This is a genomic window from Frankia sp. R43 (assembly GCF_001306465.1).
GTDB lineage: Bacteria > Actinomycetota > Actinomycetes > Frankiales > Frankiaceae > Parafrankia > Parafrankia irregularis.
The window spans coordinates 118,754-135,666 of the sequence record NZ_LFCW01000008.1 but is presented as its reverse complement, the minus strand read 5'-3'; the positions used below and the strand labels follow the sequence as shown (position 1 = coordinate 135,666).

The window sequence follows — 16,913 nt, the reverse complement described above, 5'->3', positions numbered from 1 at the left end:
GGCAGGCGTGGCGCCCGCCTTGTCGAGGTCTGAGTGGGCAACGCCGTCGGGGCGGCTGGCAGGAGTTGGAGGACGGGGCTACAGGTCTCGAGCGGGGATGCGGTGCGCATCGTGGCCGCGTGTGGTCTCCCGCGCCAGGGTGGTGGACGGTTGATGCATGTGCTGCATAGATGTGATTTGTGCGTCTGAGTTACCTGGACAACGGGAGGAAGGATCTAGATAGAGGGGCTGGCGGGACTCTGAGCATGTCAGCTATGCGGCGCGTAGAAGGTGGGACTGCGTCAGGGTATTGCGGGTGTGTTCGTCGGCTGCTGGTCGGCGGATGCTGCCGGTCGAGGGGGATCGGCGGGCGACGCCGGCTTGCCGGGGTGGGGGGATCCGCTGTCGCGGGGGAGGGGACTGTAGGTGATGTCTGTGTCGAGGGGGGCTACGCAGCACCAGGAACCGTGGCAGACCGGGGTGGGGCATGGTGGGGATGCGGCCCGCTGCTGCGATGCCGAGGATCTGCTGGATTCTCTGAGCGAGGTGGTGTTCCGGACCGACGCCGAGGGCCGTTGGACCTATCTGAACCGGGCGTGGACGACCCTGACCGGTTTCGATGTCGTCGCCAGTCTGGGTGCCCGGTTCCTGGACTATGTCCACCCCGACGAGGTCGAGTACACCGTCACGTTGTTCATGAGTGTGGTCGCGGGCGGTGCCGACCACTGCCACCACGAGACCCGCTACCGGACCCGGGACGGAAGCTACCGCCGGGTCCAGATCAGGGCCACCGTCGTGCGGGACGCGGCGGGTGCGGTGGTCGGCAACATCGGGACGATCCTGGACGTCACCGCCGCCCGCCGAGACGAGCAGACCATCGGGGAACACGCCGCACTGGTCGAACTGGTGTCCGCCGGGGTACCCGCCGGCGAGCTGCCGCTAGGGGTGGCGCTCTATGACGCCGACCTGCGGCTGTGGCGCGGCTCACCGGTCATCGACGAGATCGCCGGTGTGCCCCAGCGCGTCGGGGACCGGCTTGCCCACCTGACGGAACGACTGTCGCCGGCCGGCCCGCACCAGCGCTGCCTGGGCGGCGAATGGGGCATGATCGCGGCCGCGTTGCGCACCCACCACGCCCAGGTCGGCGATCTCGACCTGAAGGCAGCGCACGGTCCCGCCCGGTCGATGCGGATCACGGTGATCCCGTGGACGCGGCGTGGTGAAGAGATGCTCGCACTCGTCTTCACCGACATCACCGACCTGCGTCGGGCCGAGCGAGAAGCACGCCGGCTCTGCCAGCAGGCGGAGCGGGGCCGGGCCTGGCTGGCGGCCAGCGCCGAGATCACGACCAGCGTGCTCGCCGCCCCGGATCCGCGCGACGCACTCGGTCTCGTCGCGCGGATCGGCCGACGGACCGCCGCCGCGGACGTAGGCATGGTCGCCGTCCCCGACGAAGACGGCACCCTGGTCGTGACCGCCGCCGCCGTGGCCCCCGACCTGCCCGTCGACGCCGAGGCACTGCGAGGGCTGACCGCCACCCTCAGCACCGACCCGCAGGCGGACCTGGTCACCGCGAGTCACGCCGTCATGGTGGAGGGCCTTCACCTGCGAGGGAACCGGGTCGTCCCCACCCCAGCGCTGCCCCTCGCCGCGGCGCTGGCCGTACCGCTACGCCTCACCCGGCACCAACCGGCGATCCTGATCCTCGGGCACCGGACAAGCCCGCCGTGTCTTCCTGCGCCCGACATCGCGCTGGTCGAGGCCTTCGCCGCCGACGCCGGGCTCGCCCTCGAACTGGCCGAGGCACACCAGGAACACGCACGCCTCGCGGTCCTCGAGGATCGCGACCGCATCGCCCGTGACCTGGGCGACCTCGTGCTCCAACGCCTGTTCGCCATCGGCCTGCATCTGCAGTCCCTGACCCGCGTAGCCGGCGATCTCATCAGCGCACGCCTTACCGCGGCGATCAGCGCCCTCGACCAGACGATCGAGGAGATCCGCCGCACGATCCTGCGCGTACAACCGAGCAGCACCTGATTCAGAGACCGGATTGTCGGAAGGGCGCGGTACGGTCCGCGCATGATGACGCCGGTCTTCTACGCACGGCCTCAGGTCGCAGGCCGCACGCTGCGTGTCGAGCCCGCACTCGCCAGCTGGGACAAAGCCGGGTCGGCCAGCCAGGCACGGTCAACCGCCTTCATCGACGACGTGTACACGGCCGTCGCCGAGCAGGTCCGCATGGCGCCCGATCCGCTCGCTTTACGGCTCGAGGTCGGGCTGGCGGGCGCGGTACCGTTCTACACACTGAATGATCTCGACAATTACCTGTTCCTGCTCACGCCGAAGCTGACCGCGCGGACGGGGCGGGCCTTCGCCTCGGTGTGGGCCACCAAACGCCACGCGGCGTCGTCGTCGGCAAGGGTGGGCCCGGCGGTACCGGTCGGCGCGTACATGTTCGACGTGACCACGACGGCGTCGGCGAGCACGGCCGCCTACAAGGAGCAGATACGCGACCAGATCGCGTCTGCCAGCCCGCTGCCAGGTAACGGCATCGCACTGCAGCTCGCGTTCGTTGTCGGTCCCCGCCGCACCTGGCCGAACCTGTGGAAGGCGACGATCGACGCGCTCGGTTCGATCCTCGGCCACGAGGACGGTGCCCGCGAGTGGAATGCCCGCGACGGCCGGATCATCGATCTCGGGCTGCACCACGTTGTCGACCCCGCTGCGGGCAACGAGGTCAGGATCGCGATCCGTGCGTCCATGGCCGACGAGGAGGCGGCCGCATGACGGAGTTCCTGCCTGAGGTGCCGGCCGACGGCGACAGCCAGGTCCAACGCGACGCGGAGACCGAGGCGGTGGCCTTACTGTCGGCCAGGGTCGGCGTGCCGCTGATACCGACGCGCGTCCTGTTGGCCGACGGCAGCCGGGTTGAGATCGACGCGGCGAACCTCGGCGAACAGGTGATCGCGGAGATCTGGGCACATCAGGGTTCGCCCAAGCCGGCGCAGCGCAACAAGGTACTCACCGACGCTCTGAAGCTCGTGTATGTCGAGGCCGAGCGGGGCGGCCGGTGGCGCAAGATCCTCTGCTTCACCGACGAGCAGGCCCGGGCGCCCTTCGCCCGCACGAGCTGGTACGCCGGCGCACTGCGTCACTACGGCGTCGAACTGGAAGTGATCGAGCTGCCGGCCCAGACACGGGTCGCGATCCGTGAGGCGCAGAAACGCCAGTACCGATGACCGTGACACAGCCTCGAGAGATCGGCACGGCGGGTTCGGTGAGAGGCCCGGGGAAACGGACCGGGAACAATCCTGGTGCCCTCCGGGCCTACTCGGCGGTTACGGAGTGTGGTCTCCGGTGAGGCTTGGGGACGGAAGGCTGCTGATCGCCCCGTGTGAGGCGACGCGATGTGTCACGGGTGGAGTGGATCGTCTGGTTGAGCTGGTGTTCTCGGGTCTGTCGCCGCTGGTCATCAAGGTGGCTATGAAGGACTTGGCCGATGAGGGCGAGCTGGTCCGATTGCGGGCCCGGGCGCCTGAGAGGCCGGTGGCCCGCCCAGGTTGTGGAGTCGTGACGTCACGAGTGCTCAGCTATCAGGAGCGGACGCTGGCGGAGGTCGCGATCGATGCCCGCCGGGTAGGTGACTTCGTGCGGATTAAGACGCGGGCCGGTGGGCCTCGCTGCGACGCGGGGGAGCGCGGTGGGACCGCTCCCGGTCGGCGCCGAGGCGGGGGCAGTCCGGCTGATCGGTCAGCGTTACGAGTCGAGGCCGGCGCCTCCGAGATCGCCGTCTACATCGGCCGGCCAGGAGGTTGCCCGTCACGAACGCCTATCCGGGCAGCGAACCTCACGCCTCGAACTCGATCAACTACCTCGAGCCGTTGCTGCGCAAACCCGGCGCGTTGCCCTTGGCGGCACCGTGTCCGAGGTCACCCGATGACTGACCAGGCGTTGGGTCAGCGGGCGTCGTACAGGGGGTGAACGTTGCCTCTCTGGTCGAAGCGCTGTCTCAAGGCCCATGCGCTGAGGGCGGCCGTGGTGGGGTCTGGGTGACTGTCCAGTCTGCGCATGAACTCGTGGGAGACTTCGTCTCCTGTCTGTGCGGTGACCATGACGAGGTAGGCGGCGGCCCGGGCCACTCGGTAGAGGTCCGGGTTGTGCAGGCTCCGCTCCATGAGCTCGTCGAGCATGCCGTTGACGCGGCCGCGTAGCCGGCGGGCCTGCGATTCGGCGCCCGGAACCCCGAAGCAGTCCCCGCAGGCGAATAGTACGGCGTGCATCTCGGAGACGACTCCGCGAGGCGGGTGGTCGCCGTAGCTGAGTAGCTGCCGCCTGGTCTCCTCGAATGCCTGCCACAGAACGGTCTCAACCTCACGTGAGCGTTCCTGTAGCAGGCTGCACGCGAAGAGCGCCCGGCAGCGAAGCCACGACTCCGACCTGTCGTCAGCGAGGACTGAAGCCAGAACGTCGGTCATGGCCTCGGTCCAACTGCCTGCGCTGAGTGCGTCGATAGCCTGACGCCGCTGTACGCCACCGTTCTGCAGGATCGCGTGTTCCGCGAGAAACCTCGTAGCCTCACGGATTCGTGGCGGCACGGAGTACCCGTCCGGCGCTGGCTCGTCCAGACGCCTCACGGCATCCTTGACGACGAGCAGGGCGGTGCCGGTGGAGTCTGGCCAGGTGTTGCACACGCGCTGACCCGAATCGATCATATGCCGCAAGGTTTCCGACACCCACAGCAGCCCGGTGGCGGTGCCGCCATCGTCGTCTCTCGCTTCGTACTCGAACTGGTCGATCAGCGTGCGCAGGTACTGCGTGGTGTCGCCACGGTCAGGGCCGCCGGGTGCCATCGTCCGTTCCCAGAGTCCGAACGCGGCTGTCCCGCGCTCTCGCACGGTCGCGTCGGTGTTCTCCACCCGGCTGCGGAGCACGCGTGCGGCCCAGTCGTTGTCGTGGGGCGACCAGGAGCTGGGGATCGCGATCGCGAGTTCCAGGTCGAGGGATCGTGCGGGGAACAGACTCCTCGCCCGCAGTTCTTCCGACGCGTTGAGCTGCTCCTCGACCCAGGCTCGAAGGATTCGGTCGGATCGACCGCCAGCCTCGATGCGGCGTAGCACGATGGTGGTGATAGCGCGCCACACACGGAAGCCCATGGGCATCGACCACAGGGCGTTGTGGAGGCGCTCTTCGACAACGTCGAACGCGAAGTCGGCGATACTGCCGAGTAAAATCAGCGCGTCCATGTTGCGCGGGCTCGGTGGGGAGGCCCCGATGAGGATGAGCTGGTCCACGATCGTTTCGAGTTCGTCGCTGTAGTCGCGGCATACCCTCTGGCTGCGGTTCGGCACCGCCATCAGAATTGATAGCAGCGCCGATGCCCGTGTGAGGACGCCGAACTCGTCGTCAGCGGGTCGGGCCAGTAGCTCCCGCGTCCAGGTCGGCGGAATGCGGGCCATGAGGTTTTTGGTCTCCACCCGGCGCAGGCGTACCGCGAGCGCGGCCAGCCCCCCAGTTCGATCCAACTCGCCGTGGAGCGCCGCGAAGACCTCGTCCAGCTTCTGCACCACCGTGTCCGACGGGTCCTTGAGCGCGTTCGTGAAGTTGCCCGCGTCCATCGGGAGCAACTGGGCGATCTGGCCCTGGTTGAGCGACGTTTCGCGGAGGACACGGTCGACCTGGCCGACAGTCGCGTAGCTGACGAGGCTCCTGACGTCGGCTATGTCACTAATGGTCACAGAACGGCCCATTGGTGGAAGGTACCAGCGACCGTTGTAACGGGACCAACGGCGGTTGTGCGAGTGGCGGCAAGTCCTTGGCCAGTCCCTGCGTCAGACCTGTGACCTGGAAAAACCCCGGGCATGACGGGATTGCGCGCCCCACGAGACGTCGGGCAGGCTGGTCCCGACAGCGACAACCAGCAGGATCCACAAGATCCAGAAAACAAGGTGGCCGGGCCGGATTGCGGCCAGCCCGGCCACCCAAACATCAGTCACACGTCGGCCCGCTTCGAGGATGGCCTGACATGCTTCCAACGCCCGAAAATACTCCAAGCCAGCGCTGGAGTCTAGAGATCCCGTATGTGCGGTCCTCTAGCGGCGCTCCGGTCCAGGTCCCGGCCCAGCGGCCCAGCTGGCATTCGATGGTCTTCTTCCTTGGTTCGGCAGGGATAGCCAGGACCCTCCTCGACCACTTCACAGCTACCAGCACCCTCCGTTACGTCGTCTACGGGATCTGCGTCCTGCTGGCGCTGATCGCCGGGCAGCTGATTGAGCGGTGCAGCCCTCTCACCGCGCGCGTTTGTGGCAGCTGCCTGAGCGCGTCAGCGTTTGGCCTGGGGATTGCGCATACGGCCCGCGCGGACACTGCGTGGGTCGCCCCGGTGGGGGCGATGGTCGTCATGTTCGGGCTGACTCTTGGCGGCGAGATGTGTTTCCGTCTGGTCACGCGTTTCGCCCGGCGCGATGGACGGCCGAACTCGACGCCTCCAAGCGGTACCGCTCCAGGCGGTGTCGTGGTGAGCGGGCCAGCAAACTGGTTCGCCGACGATATTGGTGACCCGATGGAGAGGTCCGTTTCCTGACGCTGAGCGGGACGCCGCATCGCCCTTGGGATGCGGCGTTCCCTGTCCTCCCGTGCGTTGCCAGCCGTGAACCTAACCCGAAAAATAACGTGAGGTGACGGCGGTGCCCGGCCCAGGCGGCCTCGGGGATGGGGTCGAAGCGGACGGTGTAGCCGAGGGCGTTGGCTTGGCGGGTCAGGCGGCGCAGGGCGCGTTCGGGGCCGCGTCGGGTGTAGTAGTCGCCGCCGAGGTCCTGGTAGTCGGTGTCGTTGGTGAGCATGTGCCAGACGGCGGTCAGGATGGAGTGCTCGATCGCGACGAGGGCCTTCTTCTTGCCCACGTGCCGGGTCTTCCCGGACCTGCGTTTGCCGGCGGACTCGTGGTGGCCGGGACAGACCCCGACCCAGGACGCCAGGTGCCCGGCCGACGGGAAGCGGGTCATGTCGCCGCCGGTCTCGGCGATGATGACCTCGGCGACCGTCCGGCCGACCCCGGGGATCGTGACCAGGTGGTCAAGCTGGCGGGCAAAAGGGCGCATCTCGTCCTCGATCCGCGTCGACAGTTCCTCGATCGCGGCGGTGAGCTGGTCGATGCGCTCCAGGTGCAGCCGGCAGAGGGTTGTCGCCGCGGCGGACCGGGCGGGCACTGCCGGGTGCCCAGGAGGGGTCTTCCGGTGCCTATCGTGGATGTCGAGACGGAAAGCCCGGACCCATATCAGGACGGCGAACCGGTTCCGGCGCGGGCGCCCGGCCTTCCCTTGCGTGGTTGGCAACGACACCCGCTGCTTCCAGTCGGCCTCGACGTCCTCCGGCAGGTGGCCGCGGGCCAGGACGGGATCTGTTCTGCTCAACCCGGCGCGGCGCGCCTCGGAGCGCGAGCGGCTTGCCGCGCTGCCGACGCTGGAGAAGGCGTCGGTGCCGCTCGCCGGAGCGGCGAGCGCGCTTCTCGGTCTGCTGGCCGGCGCGGCCGGCCAGGTCGTCGACGTCGCCGTGGCGTGGGCGGTGGTGGAACGGGTCGCGCCGCGCGAGCGGGTGGAGGTCGCCGCGCTGGTCGGAGAGCTCGCGCCCGACGATACGAGTGTGGAGACGGTGATGCGCGCCGAGCTCGCCCGCCGCTACGGCACCGTCCGGCCTTTCCTTCCGCTGCTGTCCGAGGCGCTGCCGCTGGGAGAGACCCGGGCAGGCGGGCCGGTCCTGCGGGCGGTGCACGGGTTGCCCGGCCTCGTCGGCCGGCGTCGGATCTGCCCGGGCCAGGTCGACGTCGCTCTCGTGCCGCCAGTGTGGAAGCGGGCGGTGCTGGCCGACCCGGCGCTACCCGCCGGGGTCGTCGACCGCGATGCTTACGTGCTGTGTGTCCTGGGGCAACTGCACCGGGCGCTGCGCCGGCCGCCGCGACGTGTTTGCCGCGCCATCCCAGCGGTGGTGCGACCCGCGGGCCCGGCTGCTCGCCGGCGACGCCTGGGAGGAGATGCGTGGCGAGGTGCTGACTGGTATCGGCCTGGCCGGCCCGGTCGACACCCATCTGCGCGGGCTCGTCGCCTCACTCGATGCGGCCTGGCGGGCCACCGCCGAGCGGATCGCCGCGGCCGGCGACGATGCGCCGGTACGATTCGTGCCCCCCGAGGACGGCCGAGTCCGGCTCGCGGTGGACCGCCTCGACGCGGTCGGTGAACCGGACGCCGAAATGATCGTGCGACGATGATTGTGTGATTCTCGTACCGCGACCTGGTGTCCTGTCCTCGCAGCTCGTCAGCGTCCTTGGCCGGCTCGCCAACGACGTCTCGAACCTTCACAGCGGCGGTGCGGGGCGTACCAGCTACGAGCGTCTCACTGCCTACCTGGACTGGGCCGACGAAGCATCGCGGCAACTCCGCGGCTTGGTCCCGGCGGACGACGTCCAGCGGCTCGTGTTCGGCGGCCGGTACCGCGACCTCCTCGACCTCGCCCTGTCAGAGACGGTGACAGCCCAGCACGGCGTCGAAAGCTTCAGACGCTCCACCGCCGAGGCCTACAACAGAACCACCCAGATCACCCAGCACCCGGTCGTCAACGCCCTACTGTCACGTGAACTCGACGACCGGACACAGGTACTCAAGGAAACTCAGAACGCGTTGGAAGCGAAGGTGGATCACTGGGCACACGTCGGCGCTCTCGTGGTACTCGACACGTCGTTCTACGTCGAACACGACAAGCTCGAAGACATCGATTTCGCCGGTGTACTCGACCTGCCCGGGGAGGACATCCACCTGATCGTGCCCATGGCCGTGGTCGACGAGTTGGACGGTCTGAAGCGGCACCGTGACAAGCGGTGGCGCGCCGGATATACACTGGCCGTTCTGGACCGCGTCTGGCGCGACGATAGCACCATGCGACTCGGCCGGCTCCGCGATGCGCAGACAGCCCACGACGATCCGTCCGGAGCCCCGGTCGCGGGAGCAGTCACTGTCGGCCTGCTCCCCGACCCGCGCGGCCATGTCCGCCTACCGATCACCGACGACGAGATCGTGGACCGCGCCGCAGCAGTGCGGGCGATAGCGGGTCGCCCGGTCACGGTCGTCACATACGACACGGGCATGTCGACGAGGGCGAGGCTGGCCGGGTTGAAGGCCCTCAAACTGACCAAGCCCGATCCCGCCGGCGACGAACCGGCCGCTGCAGGCAGCGGTAGTCGTCACGGTCGCCGAAAGGGCTGACCGCCAGCGTGTTCCCTCATCGCCGTACCGCCGCTGAAGTCATGTCCATCTGGGGACACCTCGAGACCACGTGATCCACGCGGTCGGAAAGCGTCTAAGTAAGGTCCCCGGACAGGTTTCTTGACACTTGTCCATCTCGACCGTGGCTACTCGCCCACCACCGCCCAGATCCGGCACGTGGGCGTACAACCTCGACCGGCTCACCCCCAGCAGCTTCGCGATCGAGGTGACCGTCGTGTCCGGCGCGCGCAGCAGCGCCCGGCCGTGACGGACCTGCTCCGGGGTGAGCGCGGGCGGGCGCCCGAGACGCTGGCCGCGGGCGCGGGCCGCGTCGAGGCCTCGCGGGTGGTGGTGTCCAGGGTGTTGACGCCCCTGTGTTGTCAACTGCCCTGTGCGGTTGGTGAGTGCGGGCGGATCACGTGGCCGTCGTGGCTGAGGTGGATGCTGCGCAGGTCGGCCCAGACGGTGACGGTGCGCCCGGCCATGCTGTGGTGCAGCGAGACGAACTGGCGTCCATGGCGGATCGTGAGGTTGCCTGCCGGAGGCACTCGGAGCACGAACTCGACAGCGGCGCCGTCGCTGATCGGACCGGCCGGTGGTTCGATCACCCCGATGACCAGCGACGACGGCTCAGGCTCGGCCTGCTGCGGGACGGCCGTCGTCGGGGCGGTGTCGAGGCGGGTCGGCCCGTGGGGGCGGAACAGGCTCGCGGGGACCGCCATCTCCAGTGCCTGGTGCGGCCGCTGCTGGTTGTAGCTGCTGATCCAGGCATCGATGGCGTCTTGGGCGACGCTGATCGAGGCGAACGGGGCGACGTGGTCGAGGAACTCCGCGCGCAGCGTCTTGTGGAACCGCTCGATCTTCCCGGTCGTCGTCGGTGACCGCGGCTTGGTCAGGCGCTGTTTGATGCCGTTGTCGAGGCAGACCTTCTCGAACAGCACCTGGACCGGCAGTGGCTTGAGATGGCGGCCGGTGAACTGCCCACCGTTGTCCGTGAGTACCTCGGACGGGACGCCGTAGCAGCGCATCGCCGCGGTGAACGCCTCGGCGACCTCTCGCGCGGAGGGCGTGGCGAGCACCGTGGCGATGACGACGAACCGGGAATGGTCATCGATCCAGGTCAGTAGCTTGCACTCGCGGCCCTCGGCGAGCGGCACGCCGCCGACGATGTCGAGCTGCCACAGATGCATCGGCGTCTCGCGCTGCCACCGGCGGTACTTCCGCTTATGTTCCTGGGCCTGTGGGTCGATCATCCCGTTGCGGGTCAGGACCCGGTGTACCGTCGCCCGCGACGGCGCCACCGGCAGGCCGCGGCCTGCGAGCTCGTGGCGGATCCGGCGGGCTCCCCACCGCGGATGCTCCCGGCGCAGCTGGCAGATCAGCGCCTCCACCTCGGCGCCCAGCTTCGTCGGGCTCGTGCGCGGACGCCGGGAACGGTCCGCCAGCCCCGCCTTCCCCTCGGCCGTGAACCGCCGCCGCCAGGTATCCAGCGACTGCCGCGACGTGCCGTATAGGGCCGCGACCTCCCCGATCGGCGACCCGGCCAACACCTCGCACACTGCCCGATACCGGTACTCGACCGTCGCCTGCTGATCCACAAACCCGCCCGTTCCGCCACCAACAACCCGGCGGAACAAGACCACAGTCAGAGATCCACCGTCAAGTATGTGCTGAGGACGAACCGTCAAAGATGTCCTGAGCCCTCACATTGACAGCGCTACGAGCCGACGACCCCTCCAACCAAACCCGCCGCTGCTTGACAGAGGAGCTAGGGACACGCTCCTGCTCGGACGGACAACCAGATCGAGGCCGATCACATCCGGTTGAAGCACGGTTGCGGGCGATGCGCGGACTGAAGCGCCTGTGCTCCGTCCAGACGTTCAGTGCCGGATACGCCCTCCTGCGGAAGATTCGCTGCAGCCACTACGAACTCGGGATCGACACCGACCCGCAGCTTCGGCTGGCGACCGCGTTCACCGAACTCGCCGCCGCAGTCTGATCAGCAGACGCCCCGGTCCCTGGTCACGCCCTGCTTTCGCCGAACGCAAGCGCCTTTCATTGAGCCTTTTCAAAGTCGATTTTCCTAAAGGCCCTCACTGGAGAGGACGAGGACGGCCTGGGCGAAGATGCCGACGCGGCGTGGGCAGCCGCGGAAACGGTCGAATATGTGCCAGTTCTTGAGGACCGCGAATCCTCGTTCGCCTTGCGAGCGGGTGGTGGCGTGGGTCCAGTTGGTCTCTTTGTCGCGGTCGGGGAGTTCCCTGTTCTTGGGTTTCTTGACCGGGACGAGGAGGCGGTCACCCTCGCCGCCGACGTAGCCCTTGTCCGCGTAGAGGTAGAGCCCCGAGCGGTCGATCAGATGGAGGACGTCGTGCATCCGGGCCGCGGTGAGGTCGTGGACGGAGCCGGGAAGTCCTTCGGAGATCCAGAGCAGCCGACCGTAGGGGTCGGTGAGGCCCTGCAGGTTGATGCCGTGGTACTTGTGCTTGCCCGAGTAGTACAGCTTGTTGTGCGCACGGACACGGTTGGTACGCACGACGGTGCCGTCGAGGATGAGGAAGTTGCTCTGGGTCCACGCGAAGGTCCAGACCGCGGCGAGCAGGGTCCGGCCGTGGGTGGCGAGCAGGCCGACGGCCTCGCGGATGTAGTTGTGGACGGTGCCGACGCTGACCTGGAAGCCCTCGGCGAGGTGCTCGTAGCGTTCACCCTTGCGGAGGTGGGCGAGCACCAGGAGTGCCTGCTCGCGTGGGGGCAGCTTGCGCCAGGTCCGGCGCTGGGCGCGGTCCTCGGCCAGCAGTCCCGTGAGGAAGGTCAGGGTCGACTCGGGCAGGTCGACGACACCGGGGTAGGTTAGCAACGGAAGTCCTCGGTCAAGGGCACAGTGGAGTAGGAACCCTGTGATCTACCGGGGACTTCTCTATTTACGGCATCCCTCCGCCCGCCGCCCGACCAACTATTGCCGTCGCCAGATGATGGAACGGCCCGAGCCGGTTCCCGTTCAATTCGTCAATTGGTGACCCTTAACCGCCGGGAGAATCAGACAAACCAAGATTGAAAAGGCTCATTCTGTATGAGGAGGTCAAGGCTGCTTCCCGTAGGTGAAAATCGCCTCATCGAACTGGTTGTATGACGCGTAGTCCAGTAGTTGGTACAGCCGCGCGCGGGTCTGCATCTGTGGAACTAGGTCGGCGAGCGTGCCTTCGGTCTGCAGCGTGCCGAGTGCGCGTTCGGCAATTCCCATCGCGAGCCGCAGGAGCGAGACCGGATAGATGGCCATGTTGACGCCGACGCTTTTCAGGTCGGAGACCGAGAAGAGCTCGCTCTTCCCGAACTCCGTGACGTTGGCCAGGATCGGAACGTTGACCGCGTTCCGTACCGCCTCGAATTCGGGGAGTGAGGCCATCGCCTCAGGGAAGAGCGCATCCGCACCGGCTGCCACCAAAACCTGGCAGCGTTCGATGGCGGCGTCGAGTCCGTTCACGCCCCGGACATCCGTCCGGGCCACAATCACCATGTCCGGGTCCTGACGCGCAGCCACACAGGCCTTGATCCGGCGAACGGCCGTCTGCGTGTCAACGACTTCCTTGCCGTCCAGGTGCCCGCACCGCTTCGGGTTAACCTGATCCTCGACGTGGAACGCAGCGGCGCCCGCATCCTCGAGTAGGCGGACGGTGCGGGCGAGATTGACGATCTCCCCGAAGCCGGTGTCGGCATCGACGAGCACGGGAAGGGAAGTCACCCGGGCAATCTGTTGAACTCGTGAAGCGACCTCGGTCAGTGTCGTCAGCCCGATGTCGGGCAATCCGAGTTCGGCCGCCATCACCGCACCCGAAACATAAACGCCTGGGAAGCCGCAGTCCTCGATGAGCATCGCGCTGAGCGGGTTGAACGCACCCGGGAACATCAGGAACTCGCGTGCATCGAGGCGCTCGCGAAGCTGCCTGCGCGCCGATACGGGCGAGTCTGTGCTCACGAGGCAACCTCGGTCGCGACGCCGGCCTCGAAGACCTGGAAGGTGGTACTGCTGGGCTTGAGGTTCTCGAGGTAGTTGTGGAAGAGTGTCGGCCGTGAGGTGACCGCCTCGTGGATCGGGAAGGCGACAGTAGGGTTGACCGCGCGAAGGTAGTCGACGGCGTCGCTGAGCTTCTGCCACGGGCCGGAGATCGGCAGCGCGAGCACCTCGACCTCCACCACAGGCGGGTTGAATTCGTCGCCTGGGTGCAACAGACCGGCGTCGCGAAAGTAGTAGCCGACGTTGGGGATCAGCGGGATGTCCGGGTGGATCGTGGCGTGAGTGCCGCCAACGACGTCGATGTTCAGACCACGGACGTCGAAGTCGTCGCCGGGGGCGACGACCTGTAGTCGGTCGGCAGGGATTGTGTCGGGTAGGGCATCCGCGGTGCCGCGCTCGATCACCAGTGGCGCCGCCGGGTTCGCTGCCAGCAGTTCGGCGACGACGGGCGTGTCGAAGTGGTCGAAGTGCTGGTGGGTAATCATGATCGCGTCGATGTCGGTCAGCCCGGTGTGGCCTGCAGAGAACGTGCCGGGATCGATGAGCACGCGCACGTCGTCGATCTCGACGAGCAGGCAGGCGTGGCCATGATGGGTGATCTTCACTCAGACTCCCTGGTCGTCGGGCATCGGCGGTTCGCCGACCTGGATTGCGTGGAACGCAGCTCTTTCTATAATTGACATGATCGATTGTCAAACGTGGGGGTAGTGCCAGTGGGAGCCGTTCGGGTCGTCATCGTGACGGGGGCAGCACGTGGACTGGGGCGGGCGATCGCCCTCGAGCTGGCTAGTCGGGGTGACACCCTACTGTTGGCCGACCGGTGCGAAGATCAGCTGGTGGAACTGCGCGTCGCGCTCGAGCGTGACGGCCATCGGGTGGCGAGCTACGCGGGCGATCTGACCGAGCCTCGCGATGTCGCTGGCATGATCCGCGTGGCCGAGGAGGAACTTGGAGGCGCAGACGCGCTCGTGAACAATGCAGGGCTGGTCGAGTACGCCGGTTTCTTCGACACGACACCCGAACTGCTGCGTGGCCTGCTACGCGTAGATGTCGAGGCGTTGTTCTTTGCCACGCAGGCGTTCGCGCGGTCGCTGCGCTCGCGGGGACGCGGAGGAGCGGTGGTGAACCTCGGCACGAGTCATGCCCTCGCCGGCGTCGCGGGAACGTCCGCCTACGCGGCCGCGAAGGGTGCGGTGCACGCGCTCACCAGGGCGCTCGCGGTGGAACTCGCGCCGCTGGGGATCCGCGTGAACACGTTGGCCCTTGGCACTACGCTGACCGAACGAGTCCGCGCCGAACTGGCTCCCGAGCTGCTCCAGCAACGCTATCGGCAGATCCCGCTGAGTCGCGGCGCCGAGCCCGAGGAGGCTGCGATCGCTGTCGCGTACCTGCTCGATTCCGGGTTCACGACCGGGACCGAGCTCGTCCTGGACGGCGGATTCACCATCTACGGCGACGGCTGAGGGCAGCAGTATGGAATGTACGGTCGAAGCGGCGATCATACGTGGCGGTACGAGCCGTGGCGTAGTGCTCGATCTGCAGGTGGCACCGGGTGCCGGTCCGCAGCGTGACCAACTCGCGCGTGCTCTGATCGGACGTAATGCGGTGGACGGGCTCGGCGGCGGGACACCCGTGACGAACAAGGTGGTGCTCGTCGGCGCAGGCTCCGTTCCGGGTGCCGAGCTGGACTTCATCGTCGGCAATGTGAGTGGTGACGGCGGCACTGTCGATTGGTCCGGAACCTGCGGCAACATGACCTCGGCTGTTGTGCCTTTCGCAGCGGTGACCGGATTGCTGGACCTTTCGCGGCGGCGTGGGCCGATCCGGTTACGCAATCTCGCCACCGACGGTTTGGTCGACGTCGCCCTTCCAGGCGGCGGCCTGAAGCTGGGCGAGGTCGGGACCGAAATCAAGCTGACCACCTCGTTCCTGGATCCGGGCGGTCTCGTGCTCGGCTCGACGCTACCGACGGGTCGTGCGCGGGACACTGTCGAGGTCGACAATGAGACGTTCGACTTCAGCCTGATCGACGTCACCCATCCGTACCTGTTCCTGTTCCACGCGCAGGTCATCGGAGACCGCTCACTTGATGCCCCGGCGACCGCAGCACGGGTTGAGTCCATCCGTGGCGCGGTCTGCGTCCGACTGGGGCTGTGCGCGCACCGCGACGAGGCAGCAGCATCCTTCGCGGCAGTCCCGCGCGTCGTGCTGCTTCACCCCGAACCTGAATCAAGCGTGAATCCGCGGATCATCGCCGTGTCAATGGGGCAGTTCATCGCTTCGGTGCCGGTGACGGCCGCGCTCAGCCTGGCGGCCGCCCGCATGATGCACGGCACGATCGTCGGTGGTGGGCCCTTAGGCGGCAGCGACGAGGCGGTGGTGCACGGCCTGTCCGGCAGCGTCACAGCAGCGGCGGACGTCGATCACGATGGACGAGTACGCAGCGTCTCCGTTGAACGGACTGCCCGTGTGCTCATGCGCGGCCACATCACCGTTTGACGGTAGACGCGGACGAACGAGGACGACGCCGGCTCGTACTCTGACCCAAGATTTGTGATCAATTGAGTTGTTGGACTGCGGCCTGGGTGGCGGCGCCGCCACCCAGGACCAGGCCAGGGTAGAACCGCCGGGTGGTCGGGTGTGGCATCACGATCTCGACAAGCAGGTCGCGGATCTCGCTGACAGTGAGCGGGATCAGCCCGTCGGCGGCTTCTGCGGTGCGGGTGGTCGCGGCGGCCCTCGAGAAGGCGTAGGCGAGCAGGGTCCAGTCCAGGTCCGGACCTGCCGATCGTCGAAAAGCGGTGCGTTCTGGGAGCCGAGTAGATCCCGCTCGCTAGTGGCGACGAACGCCGAGTCACAGAGCTGCTGCCGCTTGCCGCCCTGACCAGCGCATATCCTGATCCACGCCTGGACGGGCAGGGCATCGATCGCGCGGTGCGGGCCGGCCTTCGTGTCGATCTGAGAGAACGTCGCGACCGCGAGGACGTAGCCGAGCCCGCGGTGGGCGAGGGTGGGACGCAGCACCGGTCCCTGCCGTAGACCTCGTCGCCGACGGACCACCGTCCCGGCGTCCCGGCGTCGAAGGCGGATTCGATCATCCCGCGGGTGAGTGCTGACTTGGTCGCGAACGTCGCGTCGCTGGACACCCCGCGCGCGCTGACGGCCTGCGGTGGCGCAGGTCTGGGACACCGGCGGGCACAGCGCGTAGGCCAGATAGACCGCGACCTGTGCATTCTCGATCCGTCCAGCGGCGCCGATGTATTGGTGCTGAGCACCGACAGTCATCGTGCCGTGTTCGAGGTCGCCGGTCTCGTCGGCACCGAACACCGCGTCGGGACCACCGAGGTGTTCGGTCCCGTAGCCACCCAGGTCGGCGCGTAGCCCGTCGTCGTCTCACACCGCGGCGGTCAGCAAGTGCTGCAGCTCTCCCGGGGACGACTCCCCGGCATGCTCGGCGTGCGCCCCGCGGTTCACCTGTGGTGGCCCGACTTTCAGCCCGCGGGGGAACGACCGTGAACGCCTTCGCGACTCCACACGTCGGAAACGCCGATCGAGCCGGGCCACGAAGGCCTCGAAATCGGTCCGCCAAGCTCCATTTCATCTCAGCGGCCGGATTGCAGCGTTATGGCGCCCGTCGCACCGGCCACCCCGGTGCCAATGATAGCGACGCG

At 67.7% G+C, this 16,913-nt stretch carries 14 protein-coding genes and 3 pseudogenes; 8 read left to right on the top strand and 9 right to left on the bottom strand.

Annotated elements, in window-relative coordinates; genetic code table 11:
* Nucleotides 1–408: 408 nt before the first annotated feature.
* From ACG83_RS30690 to ACG83_RS30680, 3 genes are read left to right on the top strand one after another with little or no spacing between them, the layout of a single operon-like run.
* Complete coding sequence (locus ACG83_RS30690) at nucleotides 409–2,016, top strand: PAS domain-containing protein (RefSeq protein ID WP_200931413.1); 1,608 nt, start codon at nucleotides 409–411, stop codon at nucleotides 2,014–2,016.
* 42 nt (nucleotides 2,017–2,058) lie between these two features.
* Nucleotides 2,059–2,766 (top strand): hypothetical protein, encoded by a 708-nt coding sequence (locus ACG83_RS30685; RefSeq protein WP_054569748.1) that lies wholly within the window; start codon nucleotides 2,059–2,061, stop codon nucleotides 2,764–2,766.
* Nucleotides 2,763–3,218 (top strand): hypothetical protein, encoded by a 456-nt coding sequence (locus ACG83_RS30680; RefSeq protein WP_054569747.1) that lies wholly within the window; start codon nucleotides 2,763–2,765, stop codon nucleotides 3,216–3,218. The genes ACG83_RS30685 and ACG83_RS30680 overlap by 4 nt, the downstream gene beginning before the upstream one ends.
* 717 nt (nucleotides 3,219–3,935) lie before the next feature.
* Here ACG83_RS30680 and ACG83_RS30675 read toward each other — a convergent pair.
* Nucleotides 3,936–5,714: a hypothetical protein gene (locus ACG83_RS30675; RefSeq protein WP_152991570.1), complete on the bottom strand. Its 1,779-nt coding sequence runs from the start codon at nucleotides 5,712–5,714 to the stop codon at nucleotides 3,936–3,938.
* A gap of 705 nt (nucleotides 5,715–6,419) precedes the next feature.
* The gene (locus ACG83_RS46230; RefSeq protein WP_200931412.1) at nucleotides 6,420–7,388 is read right to left on the bottom strand and encodes a transposase; all 969 of its coding nucleotides are present in this window, start codon (nucleotides 7,386–7,388) and stop codon (nucleotides 6,420–6,422) included.
* Between the two features lie 500 nt (nucleotides 7,389–7,888).
* On the opposite strand from ACG83_RS46230, the gene ACG83_RS44700 reads away from it, so the two are divergent.
* On the top strand, nucleotides 7,889–8,239 hold the full coding sequence (locus ACG83_RS44700) for a hypothetical protein (protein WP_054569744.1): 351 nt from the start codon (nucleotides 7,889–7,891) through the stop codon (nucleotides 8,237–8,239).
* 4 nt (nucleotides 8,240–8,243) lie between these two features.
* Nucleotides 8,244–9,230: a PIN domain-containing protein gene (locus ACG83_RS30660; protein WP_054569743.1), complete on the top strand. Its 987-nt coding sequence runs from the start codon at nucleotides 8,244–8,246 to the stop codon at nucleotides 9,228–9,230.
* Between the two features lie 39 nt (nucleotides 9,231–9,269).
* Here ACG83_RS30660 and ACG83_RS48130 read toward each other — a convergent pair.
* Both ACG83_RS48130 and ACG83_RS30655 read right to left on the bottom strand, forming a co-directional pair.
* A pseudogene (locus ACG83_RS48130) lies at nucleotides 9,270–9,569 on the bottom strand (helix-turn-helix domain-containing protein); the annotation flags it as partial.
* Between the two features lie 41 nt (nucleotides 9,570–9,610).
* Nucleotides 9,611–10,828 (bottom strand): IS481 family transposase, encoded by a 1,218-nt coding sequence (locus tag ACG83_RS30655; protein WP_200931411.1) that lies wholly within the window; start codon nucleotides 10,826–10,828, stop codon nucleotides 9,611–9,613.
* 186 nt (nucleotides 10,829–11,014) lie between these two features.
* On the opposite strand from ACG83_RS30655, the pseudogene ACG83_RS43085 reads away from it, so the two are divergent.
* Nucleotides 11,015–11,229: pseudogene (locus ACG83_RS43085) on the top strand (DDE-type integrase/transposase/recombinase); the annotation flags it as partial.
* Between the two features lie 84 nt (nucleotides 11,230–11,313).
* Here ACG83_RS43085 and ACG83_RS30645 read toward each other — a convergent pair.
* The 3 genes from ACG83_RS30645 to ACG83_RS30635 all read right to left on the bottom strand — a co-directional run bounded on the left by ACG83_RS30645 (nucleotide 11,314) and on the right by ACG83_RS30635 (nucleotide 13,847).
* On the bottom strand, nucleotides 11,314–12,087 hold the full coding sequence (locus tag ACG83_RS30645; RefSeq protein ID WP_054564425.1) for an IS5/IS1182 family transposase: 774 nt from the start codon (nucleotides 12,085–12,087) through the stop codon (nucleotides 11,314–11,316).
* Between the two features lie 222 nt (nucleotides 12,088–12,309).
* Entirely contained in the window at nucleotides 12,310–13,203 is an 894-nt protein-coding gene (gene prpB / locus ACG83_RS30640; RefSeq protein WP_054569741.1) for a methylisocitrate lyase, read from the bottom strand.
* Nucleotides 13,200–13,847 (bottom strand): MBL fold metallo-hydrolase, encoded by a 648-nt coding sequence (locus ACG83_RS30635; RefSeq protein WP_054569740.1) that lies wholly within the window; start codon nucleotides 13,845–13,847, stop codon nucleotides 13,200–13,202. Before ACG83_RS30635 ends, prpB begins: the two co-directional genes overlap by 4 nt.
* Before the next feature lie 93 nt (nucleotides 13,848–13,940).
* Between ACG83_RS30635 and ACG83_RS30630 the strand changes: the two genes are divergently transcribed.
* Together ACG83_RS30630 and ACG83_RS30625 are read left to right on the top strand one after the other, a co-directional pair.
* Complete coding sequence (locus tag ACG83_RS30630; protein WP_063793257.1) at nucleotides 13,941–14,705, top strand: SDR family NAD(P)-dependent oxidoreductase; 765 nt, start codon at nucleotides 13,941–13,943, stop codon at nucleotides 14,703–14,705.
* 10 nt (nucleotides 14,706–14,715) lie between these two features.
* Nucleotides 14,716–15,741: a PrpF domain-containing protein gene (locus tag ACG83_RS30625; protein ID WP_083473712.1), complete on the top strand. Its 1,026-nt coding sequence runs from the start codon at nucleotides 14,716–14,718 to the stop codon at nucleotides 15,739–15,741.
* A gap of 195 nt (nucleotides 15,742–15,936) precedes the next feature.
* Here ACG83_RS30625 and ACG83_RS47120 read toward each other — a convergent pair whose 3' ends face one another.
* Nucleotides 15,937–16,266 carry a hypothetical protein gene (locus tag ACG83_RS47120; RefSeq protein ID WP_235498295.1) on the bottom strand — a complete coding sequence of 110 codons (330 nt, stop codon included), beginning with the start codon at nucleotides 16,264–16,266 and terminating at the stop codon, nucleotides 15,937–15,939.
* A 237-nt stretch (nucleotides 16,267–16,503) separates the two neighbouring features.
* Nucleotides 16,504–16,611: pseudogene (locus tag ACG83_RS48125) on the bottom strand (hypothetical protein); the annotation flags it as partial.
* Nucleotides 16,612–16,913: the final 302 nt, after the last annotated feature.

Coding starts and splice junctions, on each gene's coding strand:
- ACG83_RS30690 (WP_200931413.1), top strand. CDS start 409: ATGTCTGTGTCGAGGGGGGCTACGCAGCACCAGGAACCGTGGCAGACC.
- ACG83_RS30685 (WP_054569748.1), top strand. CDS start 2,059: ATGATGACGCCGGTCTTCTACGCACGGCCTCAGGTCGCAGGCCGCACG.
- ACG83_RS30680 (WP_054569747.1), top strand. CDS start 2,763: ATGACGGAGTTCCTGCCTGAGGTGCCGGCCGACGGCGACAGCCAGGTC.
- ACG83_RS30625 (WP_083473712.1), top strand. CDS start 14,716: ATGGAATGTACGGTCGAAGCGGCGATCATACGTGGCGGTACGAGCCGT.